The organism is Brevibacillus fluminis, from assembly GCF_052072235.1.
Classification (GTDB): Bacteria; Bacillota; Bacilli; order Brevibacillales; family Brevibacillaceae; genus Brevibacillus_D; species Brevibacillus_D fluminis_A.
The window spans coordinates 2,102,866-2,117,475 of record NZ_CM125436.1 but is presented as its reverse complement, the minus strand read 5'-3'; the positions used below and the strand labels follow the sequence as shown (position 1 = coordinate 2,117,475).

Below are 14,610 nucleotides of genomic sequence, written 5' to 3'. Positions count from 1 at the left end.
GCTCCTCTCGTTTGCCGTCTCCTTGCTCCTCTTGCTCTCGCTGCTCGCCAAACTGATTCGGTCGTGACCGGAAAGGAGATCGCTCCATGTTTGACCAAATCGTCCTCGCGCGACTGTTGACCTTTATCACACTCGGCTTTCATATCATTTTCGCGACGCTCGGTGTCGGGATGCCGCTTTTCATCTCGCTTGCGGAATTCATCGGGCTGCGCAAAAAAGACCCGCACTACCATCTGCTCGCCCGCAGGTGGGCGCGCGGCTACGTCATTACCGTCGCGATCGGTGTCGTCACGGGCACGTGCATCGCGCTTCAGCTTGTCTTTCTTTGGCCCGGCTTCATGCAGGTTGCAGGCAAAGTGATCGGGCTCCCGCTCTTTTTGGAGACGTTCGCCTTCTTTTTCGAGGCGATCTTTTTAGGCGTTTACCTGTACACCTGGGATCGTTTCAAAAATCCGTGGCTCCACTGGGTACTCTCCATCCCGATCATGATCGGCTCCGTCGGGTCGGCCTTTTTCATCACGACGGTCAATGCGTTCATGAATACCCCGCAGGGCTTCACGCTTGCGGGCGGAACCATTACCCGGATCGATCCGTGGCTCGCGATGTTCAACCCGGCCACCCCATCCAAAGTGGCGCATGTGCTCTCTTCCGCTTTTTTGACCGTGTCGTTCGTCTTGGCCATGCTTGCCGCATTCCACTTGTACCGCAGCAAAAAGCATGTATATTACAAAAAGGCTCTGCATTTCACGATGGTGCTGGGTTTGCTTTTCTCGCTCGCCAATACGTTTATCGGTGACTTGTCTGGAAAATTTCTGGCAGACTATCAACCGGAAAAACTGGCCGCCGGGGAGTGGCATTTCCATACGGAAGAACGGGCAAAGCTGATTGTCGGCGGGATTCTGCATCCCGATACGCTGCAGGTGGAGTATGCCCTCGGCTTGCCGTTTGCGCTCAGCATTTTGGCGAAAGGTACGCCTGATGCGACCGTGATCGGCCTGGACCAGTTTCCACGCGACCAATGGCCGCCACTCTATATCCATTATTTCTTTGATCTGATGGTGGGCCTGGGGACGTACCTCTTGGTCATATCGCTCGTGTATGTCGTGGTCACGCTGGCGCAAAAGCGCGGGAAGCTGATGCGCCTGACGAAATGGAACCGCCCATTTTTGGCCTTGATCATGGCAGGCGGCCCGTTTGCCGTGCTAGCGATGGAATGCGGCTGGATTTATGCGGAGGTCGGGCGCCAGCCATGGATTTTGCGCGGATACATGCGGACAAGCGAGGCCGCCACGCAGGCGGCTTACTTGCCGGAAATGCTGGTCTTGTTTGTCCTGCTTTACGCGTTTTTGGGCGTGCTGGTCGTAAGGGTGCTGATCCGCCTGTTTCGGCAGACGCCCCCCGAGATGGAGCTGGAAGCCAAAAAGATCATTCTGTAGAGGAGAGAGCGAATGGAATTACATGAGATAGGCGTTATCATCGCATGGGTCTTCTTGTACGGCTATTTGATCGTCGCCTCGATCGATTTCGGCGCCGGTTTCTTTTCCTTTTACGCCAAGCTGACGCGGCGCGACCATATCATCAACAAAATCATCGAGCGCTACCTCTCCCCGGTCTGGGAGGTGACGAACGTGTTTCTGATTTTTTTCGTGTACGCGGTCATCAGCTTTTTCCCTGATGTCGCCTACGTGTATGGGGTCGCCCTGCTTGTGCCCGGGAGCATCGCCCTGGTGCTCTTGTGTATCCGCGGTTCCTTTTATGCGTTCGCCAACTATGGCGCGCGGAAAAATATTTTTTATTTGTTCGCCTATGGTGTTTCCGGCCTGTTTATCCCGGCATCGCTCGCGACGCTGATGACCATTTCCGAGGGCGGCTTCATTTCTGTGCAAGGGCGAAACGTCGAGCTGCTGCCGGGCGCGCTGGTCAAAAACCCATACTCCTGGGTCGTTGTTTTTTTGGCGCTCACGAGCGTCCTGTTTATCAGCGCATCGTTTCTGGCCTATTACGCCGATCGGGCAAAAGATATGGATGCCGGCGAGCTATTGCGCAAATTCGCGCTGTACAACAGCTTGCCTACGATTTTCTTCAGCTTTTTCGCCTTTTTCACGCTGCGCAATCACAACCCGGAGCATTTCGAGCGGATGCTGGACATGAGCTGGATGTTCATCGCATCGCTGGGCTGTTTTTTGGTCGCGCTGGCCCTCTACATTCAGCGGAAATGGTACGGGACGGCATTCATCTTCGTGATGCTGCAGTTCGCCTTCGCGTTTTTCGGGTATGGCCGCTCGCATCTGCCTTATTTGCTTTATCCGCATCTGACCATTGAATCCGGGGTAACCAGCGAAGCGATGGGCGCTGCGCTCATCGCCGCCTTTATCGGCGGGCTGTTGCTGTTGATCCCGTCGCTTTATTTGCTGATGCGGCTGTTTATTTTCAATGCGGATTATGTGCAGCGCGGGAGAGGGTCGTGACGGTGCGGCTACCGATCAACACGCGCAAAAAACCCGTTGGCCAAGTGGCGCCAGCGGGTTTTTGTTTTTTGATTCGGGATGGTTAGCTGATCCGTACGGAACGCACCGCAAGCTCGCGGACGACCGCTTCATCCACGTCGACGCCCAACCCCGGGCGATCGCTCAGCTTGAGCTGATGGTTTTCATAGGTAAGCTTGCCGAAATCGCGGGAAAACATGAGCGGGCCGACCATCTCGTTGGAAAAGATGGCTTTTTTCGCAAGCGAGAGATGTGCCCCTGCTGCGGTGGCAATCGCGGATTCGACCATCGAGCCTACCTGGCAGCCGATGCCCGCCAGCTCCGCTTGGGCGACGAGCTTGCATGCAGGAAAAATTCCGCCGCATTTCATCAGCTTGATATTGATCAAATCCGCAGCCTGCCGGACGATCACCTCGCGCATCTCCTTGTCGCCATGCAGCCCTTCGTCGATCATGACGGGAATCGTGGTTTTTTGGCGGATTTCGGCCAAGCCAATGATATCATCGGCGACCACCGGCTGCTCGATCCATTCGATTCGGCAATCCTCGATCTGCTTGAGCACGCGCAGCGTTGTCGCCGCAGTGCGCCAGCCCTGGTTCGCGTCCACGCGGAGCGGAACCTCGAAGCCGATCGCATCGCGCACGGCGCGGATGCGCTGCACGTCCACCGCTGGATCGCCGCCTACCTTGATCTTGATGTTGGTATACCCCTCTGCGATTGCCTTCGCCGCCTGGCGTGCCATTTCCTCCGGCGCCAAAATGCTGATGACACACGGCACGTCAAGCGTTTCATGATATGCACCGCCAAGCAGCTTGTACACCGGCTGCCCCGTCGCTTTGCCGATGATGTCATAACAGGCCAGATCGAGGGCCGCCTTGGCGGACGGAGCGTATTTGACGATGGCATTCATGCGTTCATGCACGCGCTCCAGCTGGAACGGGTCCTGGCCGATCAGCGCCGGCGCCAAATCATGCTCCAGCATCGCATACGTGCTGGCGGACGTCTCCCCCGTCACATGCGAATCCGGCACGGCTTCCCCGTACCCAACAATTCCTTCATCCGTTGTTACCTTCACAACGATGCTCGGCAAGTCGAAATACGTGTCATACGAGACGATGAATGGGCGATGCAGCGGAAGGTTTGTGGTAAAAATTTCAATCGAGGTAATGTTCATGACAACGACTCCTTTTGTTTCTGTTTCGTGAAATGGGCCATGTTTTTTTACTTTTCTGTTATCTTATCGTAGAGCATTTCTTTCGCGATGAAAAATTGGAATCCACAATGCTAACCATTAAAAAATTTGGGGATTCGCGTTTTCCAACAAAAAAGAAACCCTGCGCACATGCGGGTTTCTCCTTGCCTGTTGCATTCAGGTTCGCAGCGTCTGCCACGTTTCCAGCAGCACATCGACAAAGCTGCTGACCGTGCTGAAATCGCGCTCGTCCTTCGGATAGATGAGGTAGGTCGAGAGCCGTTTGGGGAACCGCTCCAATACGACGAGACTTCCTTCCTCGACCTCTTTTTCAATGAGGATGTCGCTGATCAGCGCAATCCCCGCTTTCATGACGACGGCGCGCTTGATCGCTTCCTCGCTGCCGCACTCGATCGTGGAGACAGGTTTGCAGTTGATTTCATCCAGACAGTCTTTGATCACGCCCTCGATGTCATACGTGATGAACGGTTTCTCGGCAAAAAGCTCCACAGCCGTTTTGCCCCTCGCGACCTCGGAGTCCGCTACCAGCACCAAATCTTCCTGATCGATCAAGATTTCCTCGATCCCCGATCGATTGCAGGTGCCGGCAATAATGCCGATATCCGCCTTGTTCGAGTCAATCAGCTTGATCGTTTCCTTGCTGTTGTAGCAAAGCATCTTCATCTGCACTTGCGGATGCAGGTCGAGATAGACGCTGATCAGTTGGGACAAGTAATAGCTGCAATAAAATTCAGGCGCCGCGATCGTCAGCGTGCCGAACGGCTTTTCCAGCCGCTTTAAATCTTGCTCCAGCTCATCGAGATCGGAAAACAGCTTTTCCGTATGCTTTTTCAAAAGCTTTCCCGTCGGCGTGAGGAATGTCCGTTTCCCGACGCGGGAGAGCAGCGTATGGCCGATCTCTTTCTCCAGCGCCTGAATCTGCAAGCTGATTGTCGGCTGGCTATACTTCAAAATGTCTGCCGCTTTGGTCAAATTGAGACACTCGGCCACGACATGAAACGTTTTCAAATGGCGTAATTCCATTCATGCTGCACCCCCAAGCGTTGTCACTCTATTCATACAGGTCGCGCGCCAGCTCCTGCAAAAGCCCTTTGTCGAGGATTTCGAAACGGTCCCGCATTTTGACAATCGCGCCCTGCTTGCACAAATTCGTGAACGTGCGCAGCAGGTGGCGATAGCTGGTTCCGAGCAGCTCGGCAACTTCTGTCATGCTGTGCATGCTGCCCGCACAGCCGCTTTCCTCATGTGCGAGAATGTAGCTGGCGACCCTGTTTTCCAGCGGATAAAGCAAATTTTGCGAGCTGTATTTGGACAGCCGAAACAACTTGTCCCCCAAGCTTGCGCACATGTAACGCAGAAACGCCGGATCATCCAGCTGACATTTGCGAATAACCTCCATCGGGACTGCCAGACAATACGTCTCCTCGATCGCCTGAATGTTGGAATTGGCATGATCCATCGTCATGAACTCAATGTCGCCAATCACTTTAAGCGGTTTATAAAACTGCAGCAGCAGCGCTTTCCCGTTTTTCTGGGGCATGTAGACTTTCGCTTTGCCTTCGATCAAAAAAAGCAAATAGTCCAGCTGCTCCTCCGCTTTGCACAAATGCTCATGCCTGCCGAAGCGGAACAGCTCGATGTGCGCCATAGTCCCGGCTGTCAAAATCTGATCAAGCCCATACGTCTCGATCGCATGCCGGATTTTCCCCGTATCCATTACTTTTTGCATGAACCCTTGCCCCTTTTTGCTGCCGAGGTTGTCCTGTGACATCTGTCATCATCGTTACCCGCGCGGACGTGGTAGTGTCATAACTATATCATGAGAAGGAGGATTACATGAACAAAGTCTATGCTTCCGCAATCGGCGTTTTCATCGCGGTCATGCTCGCCTTCAATGCGATTTTGGCTGGCCGCACAGGCGATACGCCATCGCTTCTCATCATTCATGCCGTCGGGCTTATCACCATCAGCCTGCTTCTGATCATCAAGCGGACACGGCTGACGATAGGCAAAGGCATTCCTTTGTACCTTTATTCCGCAGGCGCAATCGGCATCTTTATGGTGCTGTTCAACAACATCTGCTTTGCTCACCTCGGCGTAGCCCTGACCGCATCGCTCGGTTTGCTCGGACGGTCGGTCGCGTCCGGCATCATCGACCATTTCGGCTTATTCGGGATGAAGCGTGTCGCATTTACCCGCTCCAAGCTCGTCGGAATGGGCCTGGTTTGCGCGGGCATCGCCGCGATGGCCCTGTTTTAGAAAGGAGAACGCATGCTGTACATCATTTTGGCACTCATCATCGGTGTGCTCATCATTTTTTCCATGATCATCAATTCGCATCTTGCGCGCAGAATCGGGGTGCTGCAAGGCACCTGGATCAATTATCTCGTAGGCTTGGCCGGTTCTGCGGTGATGCTTTTTGCTGCAGGCGATGGATTGGCGTTCGCAGGCATCCCATGGGGAAGCATCCCGTTTTGGGCGTATCTTGGCGGCGCGGTCGGCGTCCTGATCGTCGCCTTGTCCAACATCGTCATTCCGACCATCCCTGCCATCTATTCGACACTGCTCATGTTCGTCGGCCAGCTGTTTGCGAGCATGCTCATCGACTATGCCGTAGGGCATCCGATCACGGCAGGAAAAATTGTCGGCGGTCTCCTGATCCTTTCCGGCATGTTGTATAATTTTGTCATCGACCAAAAAGCTGCGGCAACATCTGCAGATTACAAAAAGGAGTTCAACGTGCGAGCATGAAACCGACTGAAAGCGAAAAACACCATATCCTTTCGTTCATCAAAGAGCTGGAGCGATTGAAGGACCAGCAGCGGACGGCATGGACCGGCAAGGCGCGGCGCGAAAGCATCGCCGAGCATTCATGGCGGCTCACCATGTTCGCCCTCATTCTTGAGGATTACTTTCCCGATGTCGACTGCGACAAAGTGTTGCGCATGTGCCTCATCCATGACCTTGGCGAATGCTACGATGGCGATGTATCCGCCACGATCCCCGTCGACAAGGCGGAAAAGGAGCGGAAGGAAGAGGCTGCCATCACTACCCTGTCCCAGCCGCTCGCTTCTTCCACCCGGCAAAAATTGCTCGCGCTGTGGCACGAGTATAACGCCGCCGAGACAAAAGAAGCGAAGCTCGCCAAAGCGCTGGACAAGATGGAAACGATTCTTCAACATAACCAGGGGAAGAACCCGAGCGGCTTTGATTATGTGTTCAATTTGGACTATGGCCGGGCTGCGGCGCAGTTTGATCCGCTGATCGCCTCGCTGCGCGAGCTGATCGATCAGGAAACGATGGCGCGCGCACGCGAACACGGGCAGGGATAGAAAAAACGACAATCGCCAAAACCGCGAGCAGCACCGCTCCGGACAACGCTTCCCTTTTCCATCACAGGCGCGGGTGCTTGTTTTCAAAAGGAGATCGATCGCTTATGGAACCAATCCAATCGCTTTTGCAAGAAAAACAGATTCCGCATGACATCCTCTCCCACCCTGAACATCTTCGGACGGCACAGGAAGGAGCGGATTATTTGGGCATTGAACTGGGCCAGACCGCTCCTACCTTGATTTTGGCCACAGACAACGGTTATGTCGCGCTGATCGTATCGGGGGCGCGCGGACGCGTGCGGTTGGAGGAGATCGCGGCCATCCTGGGCGTTGCACAGGTGAAGCTCGCCCCGCCCAGGGACGTCTTGCGGATTACCGGCTATCGCGTCGGCAGCGTCCCCTTGGTAGGGTTGGAGCTTCCCTGTATCCTCGATCGAGCATTATTTCGCTTTTCAAGCGTTTATGGCGGGACAGGCCATCCCGCCTCCACGCTCAAGCTGCACCCGGAAGCCTTGGAGCAGCTGAACCGCGTGGTGGCCTACCTCGACTGATCGACATGCTACCAACGAAAGACCGCCTTTTTCACACAAAGGCGGTCTTGTTCATTCTTGTCTCTAGCGGAGCAAAACGCCGACGCGTTCCTCCCCGACTTCCACATATTCCATTCCGTCATGCTCCATGCCCAAAAATAACAATGACGAAAACATTACTTTGACAGACATAGTAATATAGTGTACATTATAACTCAGGAGGTGAGGGATATGATGGAAAGCAAGATCACTTCCGACTTGCTCAGGGGTCATACCGATACCATGATTTTGAAATTGCTCGGTCAAGGCGACAAATACGGCTACGAAATCGCAAAGCTCATCCATTCCTCCTCCAACGGAGAGTATGAGCTAAAGGAAGCGACGATGTATTCGAGCCTCAAACGGCTGGAACAGGAAGAAAACATCGTCTCCTATTGGGGAGACGAGACGCAAGGCGGCCGCCGGAAATATTACCGCATCACGGAAAAAGGGCGGCAAACCTACACAACGAACAAACACAACTGGGAGCATGCAAAAAAGATTTTGGATGTACTATTGTAACGAAAGGTGGAGGGAACAATGAACGTGAGAATCCAAAACTATCTGGAAGGTATTTTTGCGCAATATGAGCCGATCGGGCCGATTAGTGAGCTGAAAGAGGAGCTTTCCGCCAATTTGCAGGAGCGTTTCGATGACTTGAAAGCGACAGGCCTGGACGACGAGACCGCCTTTGCGCGGACGATTGCCTCCATCGGGGAAATTTCCGATTTGATCGAAGGCATCAGTACCAATACGCGCAAGCTGCAAAAAATCGTCGGGATGAACTTCTCCATGAGCAATTTGCAAAAATCCGATCTGCGGTCGATTGAAGTGCACGACGGCAAGTTCAATTACTGCAATCTGCAAGATTCGGACTTCAGCCATTCCGACCTGTCGCACAGCTCCTTCAAAAGCAGCAATCTCGATCGCGTCAAATTCGACAACGCCAACCTGACCGGAGCCAAAATCATCCGATCCAATCTCCGCGGCGCCAGCTTCGCCAACTGCCGGCTGGACCATGTCGACTTCCACAGCTCCGATTTGTCAGGCGTGTGCATGGACAATTTGACGTTCAACGGAACGGACTTCTCTTCCGCCGGATTGAAAGGGACTTCCTTCCGCAATGCCGTCTTCCACAATGTCTCGTTTAAAACCGATGTGAAAAAAGCGATTTTTGACGGTGCCGTCATGGATAAAGCCACCTACGCCATTCTCAAAGGCTACAAAGCGGATGTAAGCAAAGTGACGGTCGTCTAAACGAATGTATGTAACGACGAAAGCGGTGAAAACAGTGGAAGCAACGCAAAACAAACGGATTGTGGGGCGGGTTCGCCGAAACGGTCTGCTAGCAAAAAAGCGTCTGCACGCATGATGTGCCGACGCTTTTTTCTTTTGTTTGATCGTACGCGGCCGAAGTGCACGCATAGGTCACTTCTATCGTGGCAAACTACTGTTAAAAGCATTTTAGGGAGTGAGCAACGATTAGCTTGATGCCCATGCTTCTGACGATTGGTTCCATCATTTGTATTTTAGGCTTTATCGCCACCCTTTGGTACGGTAAAAAACAAGAAAACAGGGAGAGGGACATGTCGGTCGGCAGCTCGATGTCCAAACATCGCATCATGGGCAATACCGCTGCCGTGTTTTACATCGTCGCCTTACTTCTTTTGGCAGGCGGCTGGATCTTGTGGGCCGCACTTTATTAATTTTTTTCAGGGGGAGCCATGACCAAAAAACGATATTACGTCTCTGTTCAAGCCGGAACGATCATGGAAAATCAGGGCGATGCTGCTTATGAGCTGGAAATCGAGGCAACCGATTTCGAACTGAAATTGTTGCGCGATCTATTCCAGCAAATGAACGCGGCCGATTACCACTCCTTCTGGCGCGCACATGTCGTCGCCGTTCCCTATCATTTCGATGAAGAAAATGATACGTATGACAAATTGCTCCAGCAAGTGTATACGCTGCTTTATCAAAACGGGACGCCCGAGACACAGCGACACATTGCCTCGATGAACATCATTGACTTGAAGTAGGAGTTTGACACAGAAATAACCCCTTCGTGAAAGGGGTTATTTCTGCAGACTGCCATTCCAGGCTAAAATGCCGCCCTGCAAATGAGCGATATGGGCAAAGCCATGCTTTTTCAGCACTTTCGCCGCCTGCTTGCTTCTCATGCCGCTTCGGCAATACAAAAGGACTTCCTTTTGCTTGGGAATTTCGCCGATCCGCCTGTCAAGCTGACCGAGCGGGATATGAATCGCATGCGGGATGTGACCCGACCGAAATTCGTTCGCTTCCCTCACATCAATCACGACCGCGCTGCGCAGACGCTCCCCAAACTGCGCAGCAGTCAAGTTTTGCAGCCCTTTTACAGGCGCGAACCGCGTGTACAAAAACCAGCCGAGCAGCACATACAGCGCGATCGACACCCAAGTTGAAATGTCCATGCTGGCAATCCCCCTTCATCTTTAGCGGCTTTTCACCAGCAAATCGACGGCTTCCCGCACAATCGCTCCCGTGTCTTTTCCGCTCGCCTGTTCTTCCAGCAGGCAGCGCTGCAAATTTTCCGCGACAATCTGGGCGATCGCTTTATCCGAAGCATTGCGGATCGCCGTCAGCTGCGCGACGACTTCCTTGCAGTTCCGCTGCTCCTCCATCATCTTCAGCACGCCGCGCACCTGACCTTCGATGCGCAGCAGCCGACGCTTGATATCTTCACCGTACTGGTAATCCATTTCGCTTCCCCCCAACGTATACATGTACAGGTATAGTATACACGAATAAGGGACGGTTTAGATGAAGAGGTTCACCTTCGCTTGTGTCGCATCGCCCAAATACGCGGCGACGCCTGCATATTCCAGGCCATCGAGCAACTCCTCCTGCTTGAGCCCGAGCAGGTCCATCGTCATCGTACAGGCGACCAGCTTCACGCCCTGCTCCTGTGCAAGCTCGATCAGCTGCGGCAGCGACAATGCATTGTGCTTTTTCATCACATGCTTGATCATCTCCGGCCCCATCCCGAGCATGTTCATCTTGGACAGTCCCAATCGATTGGCCCCACGCGGCATCATCCACCCGAACGCCTTTTCCAGCAGTCCTTTTTTTACCGGGACCTGTGCGTCCTTGCGCATGACGTTCAGCCCCCAGAACGTGTGAAAAATGGTGACTTCATGATCATAGGCCGCTGCACCGTTGGCAATGATGTACGCTGCGATCGCTTTATCCAGATCGCCGCTGAACAGCACGATCGTCGTTTTTTCTTTCTGGTTTTCCATACTTGCTGTCCCCCTTATCAACTTTTACATATACCTGTATAGGTATGAAATTTAGCCAAAATAAATGCCTCGTCCCTTCTGCTTGGACATCGGCTTGCTTTACAGCATTCCCATCCAGATTTTGATCGCCGTCCCCGTCAGTAACACGAGCAGGCCGTACCGCAAAAACGTGGTCGTTACCCTGGCGCTGACCAGACTGCCGAGCGGTGCGCCAATCAGGCTGCCTGCGACCGTGAAAATCGTCGCTGCGAGCGGGACAGACCCGAACGCGAGCTTGCCTGCAACGCCGCCGATTGAGGAGAGGAACACGATCGCCAGTGACGAGGCAATTGCCACACGGGTCGGAATTTTTAAGATCGACAGCATGATCGGAATCAGGATGAATGCGCCTCCTGCCCCCACGATCCCCGAGACGATGCCGACACCAAACGAAAGCGCGGCAGCCAGCGGACGGTTATAGGAAAACGAATGTTGTTCTTCGCTTTCGCCCTCCGCCTTTTTCCCCAGCATGAGGATCACGGCCAATACTGCCAAGCCGCCATACACGTAGGTAATGGCCTCGCCTGAGAGATAGGCAGAAAGCACGCCCCCGGCAGCGCTGCCGATCAGGATGCTCATTCCCATATTCGCGACTACACTTTTGTTGATCAGCTGTCCGCCTTTTTTGTTCTGCCCGCGATAGGTGAAAATCCCCGCCAGCGATGCAAAGAACACCTGAAACATCGAAATCGTCGAAACCTCCTGCCCGCTATAGTGCGCGATGCCAAGCGCGTTCGGGACAAACAGCAACAGAGGATACGCGATGATCGCGCCGCCGATTCCGAACAATCCCGAGAAGAAAGAGCCGACAAGGCCAATGCCAGCCATGACGACGGCAACATACAGGTCCATACGCCCTCCATCCGGTCAAAAGCAGCCGTGCTCCAGCTGACCATGACCGCTTTCTCAGCCTTTTTTCACCAGGAATTTGTAGACGCCGTTTTCCACTTCAGTTTGCACCAGCTCATTGTTCGTTTGCTTCACCCATGCCTGAAAGTCGTTCAGCGACCCTTTATCGGTGGAAAGCACCTCCATCGTCTGGCCCGCTTGCAGGCCATCCAATGCTTTTTTCGCTTTCACGATCGGCATCGGGCATGCCATTCCTTTTGTATCAACCGTAATATCTGCTTTCATCGTTTTTTCCTCCTTAGGATTCGTGTACGGCACAGCGGTTTGGACCGATTTCCATCTCACGCTGTTCCTCTTCGTCTGGACGCAGTTTTCCCATGTTGGTTTGGCGAATTTCTTGATACGAGCGCGGCTGCGGCGGCAAGTTTTCCGATACGATGCGGCGAAACTCGCCTTCGTCAGCAATCTGCAGGCCTTGATTTTTGGCAAAAAGATCACCCAGTCGCGCCGACACCAGTCCGCCTTCGCCAAGCTCCGTGATGCTGCCGAAATGGGCTGGCAGGACGATCAGGTCTGGGGACAGCTCTTTGTAGCGATGGTAAAGCGTGTCGCGCAAATCGCCTGCCCAGTCTTCCGCAAGACCTGCCAGGTCCGGACGTCCGATCGATTCGACAAACAGGATGTCGCCCGTGAGAAAATATTTGCCATCCACGATCAGCGATGTGCTGCCGATGGTATGCCCCGGGGAGTATACCGGCAGCATGGCGATTTTTGTTGTGCCAACCGTGATCTCTTTCCCGTCTGCCAACGGTTCATAGGCGAATTGCACTTCTGCCGCATCCTTTTCCGGAAGCCAGTACGTCGCCCCTGTCTTGTCAGCCAGCTTTTTCCCGCCGGAGATATGGTCAGCGTGAAGATGCGTGTCGACCGTATGCGTAATCGCGGCGTGATTTGCCAAAGCAAACGCTTCATAGGTGTCTGTCATGCGCGCCGTATCCACGATCGCGGCCTCCCCTCCGGACAGGATCATATAGGACAGGCACCCTTTGCCCAGCCGAACGAATTGGTAGAGCGCTCCGCCGTCATGCAAATCCGCCACCTTCACTGGCTCCAGATGCTCGCTCCACGCCTTCATTCCGCCTTGCAAATAAAAGACGTCACGCATTCCTGCCTCGATCAGTTGTTCCGCGACGAAGATGGAGGAACCTTCTTTCGCGCAGACGACCAGCACCTTTTTCCCGTTCGGAAGCTGTTCGAGCGCGGATTCAACTCCGTCCATCAAATCAAAATACGGGATATTGATGATCTCGATGCCTTTGCCTTCGATTTTCCACTCTTGAAAATCGCTTTGGTTGCGGACGTCGAGAATGAACAGTTCTTCTTCGCGAATGACGATTTGCGCAAGTTCATGCGGGGTCATTGCCTTCAAGGTTTCATGTGTTGTCATGGTTTTTGTCCTCCTTTTTTTGCTTTTGTCACGCCTGCTCGATTGGCCCTGTCCATTCTGCCATGCCCGGCACGACGTTTTTCACTTGGGTAAATCCGTTTTCGGCGAGGAGCCTGCAGGCGAGATCGCTCCGTGTGCCAGACCGGCAAATCACATACAGCTCTTCATTCGGTTTCCATTCGGACAATCGTTCCAACAATACCCCCAGCGGTATGGAGACAGCGCCGGGAATGTGGCCGAACGCGTATTCCGCCGGCTCGCGCACATCAAGGATCGCAATCGATGGCTGGTTCATCCTCGCAAGCAGCTCATCGTTTGAAATCGTATGGGGAAAAGCCGCCTCCTCTTTCACTTCCACAGGGTTCGCCTTCCGCAAATAGTGGTAGAGCACCTCTCCCACTTCGCGCGTCCCCAAGTAATGGTGGCCGGTCGTGTTCGCCCACCCTTTCATATCCGCTAACGACCCACGGTCGGTCGCCTGAACTTCTACGACTTGGCCCGGCTGGATTTGTTCCATCGCCTTCTTTGTTTTCACGATCGGCATCGGGCAGGCAAGCCCTTTGCAATCGAGCGTCAGATCAACAGCAATGCTTCCATGTGCTCCCATTTCGCTTCCCCCTCATTTGTTGTGTGCAAGCTCGCCTTGCCAGTTCAGCATGCCGCCCGTCATGTTGAATACGTGCTCATACCCGAGATTGGCCGCATACTCGCAAGCTTGTGCGCTCCTTCCGCCACTGCGGCAAATGAACACGACCGTTTTGTCTTTCGGGATTTCATGCAACCGGATCGGCAAAATCGGCAGCGGCAGCAGCTGTGCTTGCGCGATATGCCCTGCGCTGAATTCATCCGGATTGCGCACATCGATCAACATCAAATCTTCTTTTTTGTGTGCCAGTCGTTTTTCAACCTCTTGCGGAGAAATATCGTGCCACGCTTTGCTCATTGTGCGTCACTCCTTTGTGCGGGATGTTTTATACATATACCCCTATGGGTATTATAATATGCTCGTTCTTTTCGTTTGTCAACGTTTCTGTCGGATTGTTGTATTTCGTAAAAAAACCAGCAGCAGACCCGGACGCAAGTCGTACGTCTTCGTCTGCTGCCGGTTTGCATGCCAACCAATCGGCAAGTCTCGGGACAGATCAACGGTAACCGGCAGCATTTGCTGGTTTGCCTGCATCTTGCACCTCGACGATGTAGCGCCAGCAGTCCGGCTGCGAGCCGTCCCCGGCGCCGCGTGTTGCACCTGCCACCAATGCAACTTTTCCCTCTAACGGTTTCATATGCAATGACTCCTTTCATTGATCTACCACTGATTATAGATTGTTAACATGTCAGCATGTGTCATATTAGAAAGCCTGGCTACGGCATCCTTTTGGCTTAAGCCGCGGTTG

The 14,610-nt window shown here is 53.6% G+C and carries 21 protein-coding genes; 9 read left to right on the top strand and 12 right to left on the bottom strand.

Annotated elements, in window-relative coordinates; all coding sequences use genetic code 11:
- Positions 1 to 86 precede the first annotated feature (86 nt).
- Entirely contained in the window at positions 87 to 1,436 is a 1,350-nt protein-coding gene (locus ACTID9_RS10460) for a cytochrome ubiquinol oxidase subunit I (RefSeq protein ID WP_441071191.1), read from the top strand.
- A 12-nt stretch (positions 1,437 to 1,448) separates the two neighbouring features.
- Complete coding sequence (locus tag ACTID9_RS10455; protein ID WP_441071190.1) at positions 1,449 to 2,468, top strand: cytochrome d ubiquinol oxidase subunit II; 1,020 nt, start codon at positions 1,449 to 1,451, stop codon at positions 2,466 to 2,468.
- Between the two features lie 82 nt (positions 2,469 to 2,550).
- On the opposite strand, the gene ACTID9_RS10450 is transcribed toward ACTID9_RS10455, so the two are convergent.
- From ACTID9_RS10450 to ACTID9_RS10440, 3 genes are all read right to left on the bottom strand, one after another.
- Entirely contained in the window at positions 2,551 to 3,660 is a 1,110-nt protein-coding gene (locus ACTID9_RS10450) for a mandelate racemase/muconate lactonizing enzyme family protein (RefSeq protein WP_441071189.1), read from the bottom strand.
- A 195-nt stretch (positions 3,661 to 3,855) separates the two neighbouring features.
- Positions 3,856 to 4,722 carry a LysR family transcriptional regulator gene (locus tag ACTID9_RS10445; protein ID WP_441071188.1) on the bottom strand — a complete coding sequence of 289 codons (867 nt, stop codon included), beginning with the start codon at positions 4,720 to 4,722 and terminating at the stop codon, positions 3,856 to 3,858.
- A 28-nt stretch (positions 4,723 to 4,750) separates the two neighbouring features.
- The gene (locus ACTID9_RS10440) at positions 4,751 to 5,428 is read right to left on the bottom strand and encodes a cyclic nucleotide-binding domain-containing protein (RefSeq protein WP_441071187.1); all 678 of its coding nucleotides are present in this window, start codon (positions 5,426 to 5,428) and stop codon (positions 4,751 to 4,753) included.
- 107 nt (positions 5,429 to 5,535) lie between these two features.
- On the opposite strand from ACTID9_RS10440, the gene ACTID9_RS10435 reads away from it, so the two are divergent.
- The 7 genes from ACTID9_RS10435 to ACTID9_RS10405 all read left to right on the top strand — a co-directional run bounded on the left by ACTID9_RS10435 (position 5,536) and on the right by ACTID9_RS10405 (position 9,639).
- A complete protein-coding gene (locus ACTID9_RS10435) occupies positions 5,536 to 5,958 on the top strand; it encodes a DMT family transporter (RefSeq protein ID WP_441071186.1) in 423 nt (140 codons plus the stop codon).
- Positions 5,959 to 5,970: 12 nt separating this feature from the next.
- A complete protein-coding gene (locus ACTID9_RS10430) occupies positions 5,971 to 6,450 on the top strand; it encodes a DMT family transporter (protein WP_441071185.1) in 480 nt (159 codons plus the stop codon).
- Positions 6,447 to 7,031, top strand: coding sequence for an HD domain-containing protein (locus tag ACTID9_RS10425; RefSeq protein ID WP_441071184.1), 585 nt, complete (start codon positions 6,447 to 6,449; stop codon positions 7,029 to 7,031). The genes ACTID9_RS10430 and ACTID9_RS10425 overlap by 4 nt, the downstream gene beginning before the upstream one ends.
- Before the next feature lie 104 nt (positions 7,032 to 7,135).
- On the top strand, positions 7,136 to 7,582 hold the full coding sequence (locus ACTID9_RS10420) for an aminoacyl-tRNA deacylase (protein WP_441071183.1): 447 nt from the start codon (positions 7,136 to 7,138) through the stop codon (positions 7,580 to 7,582).
- 210 nt (positions 7,583 to 7,792) lie between these two features.
- Positions 7,793 to 8,122: a PadR family transcriptional regulator gene (locus ACTID9_RS10415; RefSeq protein WP_441071182.1), complete on the top strand. Its 330-nt coding sequence runs from the start codon at positions 7,793 to 7,795 to the stop codon at positions 8,120 to 8,122.
- Between the two features lie 18 nt (positions 8,123 to 8,140).
- On the top strand, positions 8,141 to 8,857 hold the full coding sequence (locus ACTID9_RS10410; RefSeq protein WP_441071181.1) for a pentapeptide repeat-containing protein: 717 nt from the start codon (positions 8,141 to 8,143) through the stop codon (positions 8,855 to 8,857).
- A 467-nt stretch (positions 8,858 to 9,324) separates the two neighbouring features.
- Positions 9,325 to 9,639, top strand: coding sequence for a hypothetical protein (locus tag ACTID9_RS10405; RefSeq protein ID WP_441071180.1), 315 nt, complete (start codon positions 9,325 to 9,327; stop codon positions 9,637 to 9,639).
- Between the two features lie 36 nt (positions 9,640 to 9,675).
- On the opposite strand, the gene ACTID9_RS10400 is transcribed toward ACTID9_RS10405, so the two are convergent.
- The 9 genes from ACTID9_RS10400 to ACTID9_RS10360 form a co-directional block, all read right to left on the bottom strand.
- Positions 9,676 to 10,053, bottom strand: coding sequence for a rhodanese-like domain-containing protein (locus ACTID9_RS10400; protein ID WP_441071179.1), 378 nt, complete (start codon positions 10,051 to 10,053; stop codon positions 9,676 to 9,678).
- Positions 10,054 to 10,074: 21 nt separating this feature from the next.
- Positions 10,075 to 10,341, bottom strand: a complete 267-nt coding sequence (locus ACTID9_RS10395; RefSeq protein WP_441071178.1) for a metal-sensitive transcriptional regulator — start codon at positions 10,339 to 10,341, stop codon at positions 10,075 to 10,077.
- Between the two features lie 57 nt (positions 10,342 to 10,398).
- Positions 10,399 to 10,881, bottom strand: coding sequence for a DsrE/DsrF/DrsH-like family protein (locus ACTID9_RS10390; protein WP_441071177.1), 483 nt, complete (start codon positions 10,879 to 10,881; stop codon positions 10,399 to 10,401).
- A gap of 99 nt (positions 10,882 to 10,980) precedes the next feature.
- Positions 10,981 to 11,772 carry a sulfite exporter TauE/SafE family protein gene (locus tag ACTID9_RS10385; protein WP_441071176.1) on the bottom strand — a complete coding sequence of 264 codons (792 nt, stop codon included), beginning with the start codon at positions 11,770 to 11,772 and terminating at the stop codon, positions 10,981 to 10,983.
- Positions 11,773 to 11,826: 54 nt separating this feature from the next.
- The gene (locus ACTID9_RS10380) at positions 11,827 to 12,054 is read right to left on the bottom strand and encodes a sulfurtransferase TusA family protein (protein WP_441071175.1); all 228 of its coding nucleotides are present in this window, start codon (positions 12,052 to 12,054) and stop codon (positions 11,827 to 11,829) included.
- 13 nt (positions 12,055 to 12,067) lie between these two features.
- Positions 12,068 to 13,216 (bottom strand): MBL fold metallo-hydrolase, encoded by a 1,149-nt coding sequence (locus ACTID9_RS10375; protein ID WP_441071174.1) that lies wholly within the window; start codon positions 13,214 to 13,216, stop codon positions 12,068 to 12,070.
- A 28-nt stretch (positions 13,217 to 13,244) separates the two neighbouring features.
- On the bottom strand, positions 13,245 to 13,823 hold the full coding sequence (locus ACTID9_RS10370) for a sulfurtransferase TusA family protein (protein WP_441071173.1): 579 nt from the start codon (positions 13,821 to 13,823) through the stop codon (positions 13,245 to 13,247).
- 12 nt (positions 13,824 to 13,835) lie between these two features.
- The gene (locus tag ACTID9_RS10365) at positions 13,836 to 14,159 is read right to left on the bottom strand and encodes a rhodanese-like domain-containing protein (RefSeq protein ID WP_441071172.1); all 324 of its coding nucleotides are present in this window, start codon (positions 14,157 to 14,159) and stop codon (positions 13,836 to 13,838) included.
- 199 nt (positions 14,160 to 14,358) lie between these two features.
- Positions 14,359 to 14,499 carry a hypothetical protein gene (locus ACTID9_RS10360; protein ID WP_441072770.1) on the bottom strand — a complete coding sequence of 47 codons (141 nt, stop codon included), beginning with the start codon at positions 14,497 to 14,499 and terminating at the stop codon, positions 14,359 to 14,361.
- Positions 14,500 to 14,610: the final 111 nt, after the last annotated feature.

Coding starts and splice junctions, on each gene's coding strand:
- ACTID9_RS10420 (WP_441071183.1), top strand. CDS start 7,136: ATGGAACCAATCCAATCGCTTTTGCAAGAAAAACAGATTCCGCATGAC.
- ACTID9_RS10425 (WP_441071184.1), top strand. CDS start 6,447: ATGAAACCGACTGAAAGCGAAAAACACCATATCCTTTCGTTCATCAAA.
- ACTID9_RS10385 (WP_441071176.1), bottom strand. CDS start 11,772: ATGGACCTGTATGTTGCCGTCGTCATGGCTGGCATTGGCCTTGTCGGC.
- ACTID9_RS10395 (WP_441071178.1), bottom strand. CDS start 10,341: ATGGATTACCAGTACGGTGAAGATATCAAGCGTCGGCTGCTGCGCATC.
- ACTID9_RS10460 (WP_441071191.1), top strand. CDS start 87: ATGTTTGACCAAATCGTCCTCGCGCGACTGTTGACCTTTATCACACTC.
- ACTID9_RS10455 (WP_441071190.1), top strand. CDS start 1,449: ATGGAATTACATGAGATAGGCGTTATCATCGCATGGGTCTTCTTGTAC.
- ACTID9_RS10365 (WP_441071172.1), bottom strand. CDS start 14,159: ATGAGCAAAGCGTGGCACGATATTTCTCCGCAAGAGGTTGAAAAACGA.
- ACTID9_RS10400 (WP_441071179.1), bottom strand. CDS start 10,053: ATGGACATTTCAACTTGGGTGTCGATCGCGCTGTATGTGCTGCTCGGC.
- ACTID9_RS10375 (WP_441071174.1), bottom strand. CDS start 13,216: ATGACAACACATGAAACCTTGAAGGCAATGACCCCGCATGAACTTGCG.
- ACTID9_RS10410 (WP_441071181.1), top strand. CDS start 8,141: ATGAACGTGAGAATCCAAAACTATCTGGAAGGTATTTTTGCGCAATAT.
- ACTID9_RS10405 (WP_441071180.1), top strand. CDS start 9,325: ATGACCAAAAAACGATATTACGTCTCTGTTCAAGCCGGAACGATCATG.
- ACTID9_RS10435 (WP_441071186.1), top strand. CDS start 5,536: ATGAACAAAGTCTATGCTTCCGCAATCGGCGTTTTCATCGCGGTCATG.
- ACTID9_RS10450 (WP_441071189.1), bottom strand. CDS start 3,660: ATGAACATTACCTCGATTGAAATTTTTACCACAAACCTTCCGCTGCAT.
- ACTID9_RS10445 (WP_441071188.1), bottom strand. CDS start 4,722: ATGGAATTACGCCATTTGAAAACGTTTCATGTCGTGGCCGAGTGTCTC.
- ACTID9_RS10370 (WP_441071173.1), bottom strand. CDS start 13,823: ATGGGAGCACATGGAAGCATTGCTGTTGATCTGACGCTCGATTGCAAA.
- ACTID9_RS10360 (WP_441072770.1), bottom strand. CDS start 14,499: ATGAAACCGTTAGAGGGAAAAGTTGCATTGGTGGCAGGTGCAACACGC.
- ACTID9_RS10390 (WP_441071177.1), bottom strand. CDS start 10,881: ATGGAAAACCAGAAAGAAAAAACGACGATCGTGCTGTTCAGCGGCGAT.
- ACTID9_RS10380 (WP_441071175.1), bottom strand. CDS start 12,054: ATGAAAGCAGATATTACGGTTGATACAAAAGGAATGGCATGCCCGATG.
- ACTID9_RS10415 (WP_441071182.1), top strand. CDS start 7,793: ATGATGGAAAGCAAGATCACTTCCGACTTGCTCAGGGGTCATACCGAT.
- ACTID9_RS10430 (WP_441071185.1), top strand. CDS start 5,971: ATGCTGTACATCATTTTGGCACTCATCATCGGTGTGCTCATCATTTTT.
- ACTID9_RS10440 (WP_441071187.1), bottom strand. CDS start 5,428: ATGCAAAAAGTAATGGATACGGGGAAAATCCGGCATGCGATCGAGACG.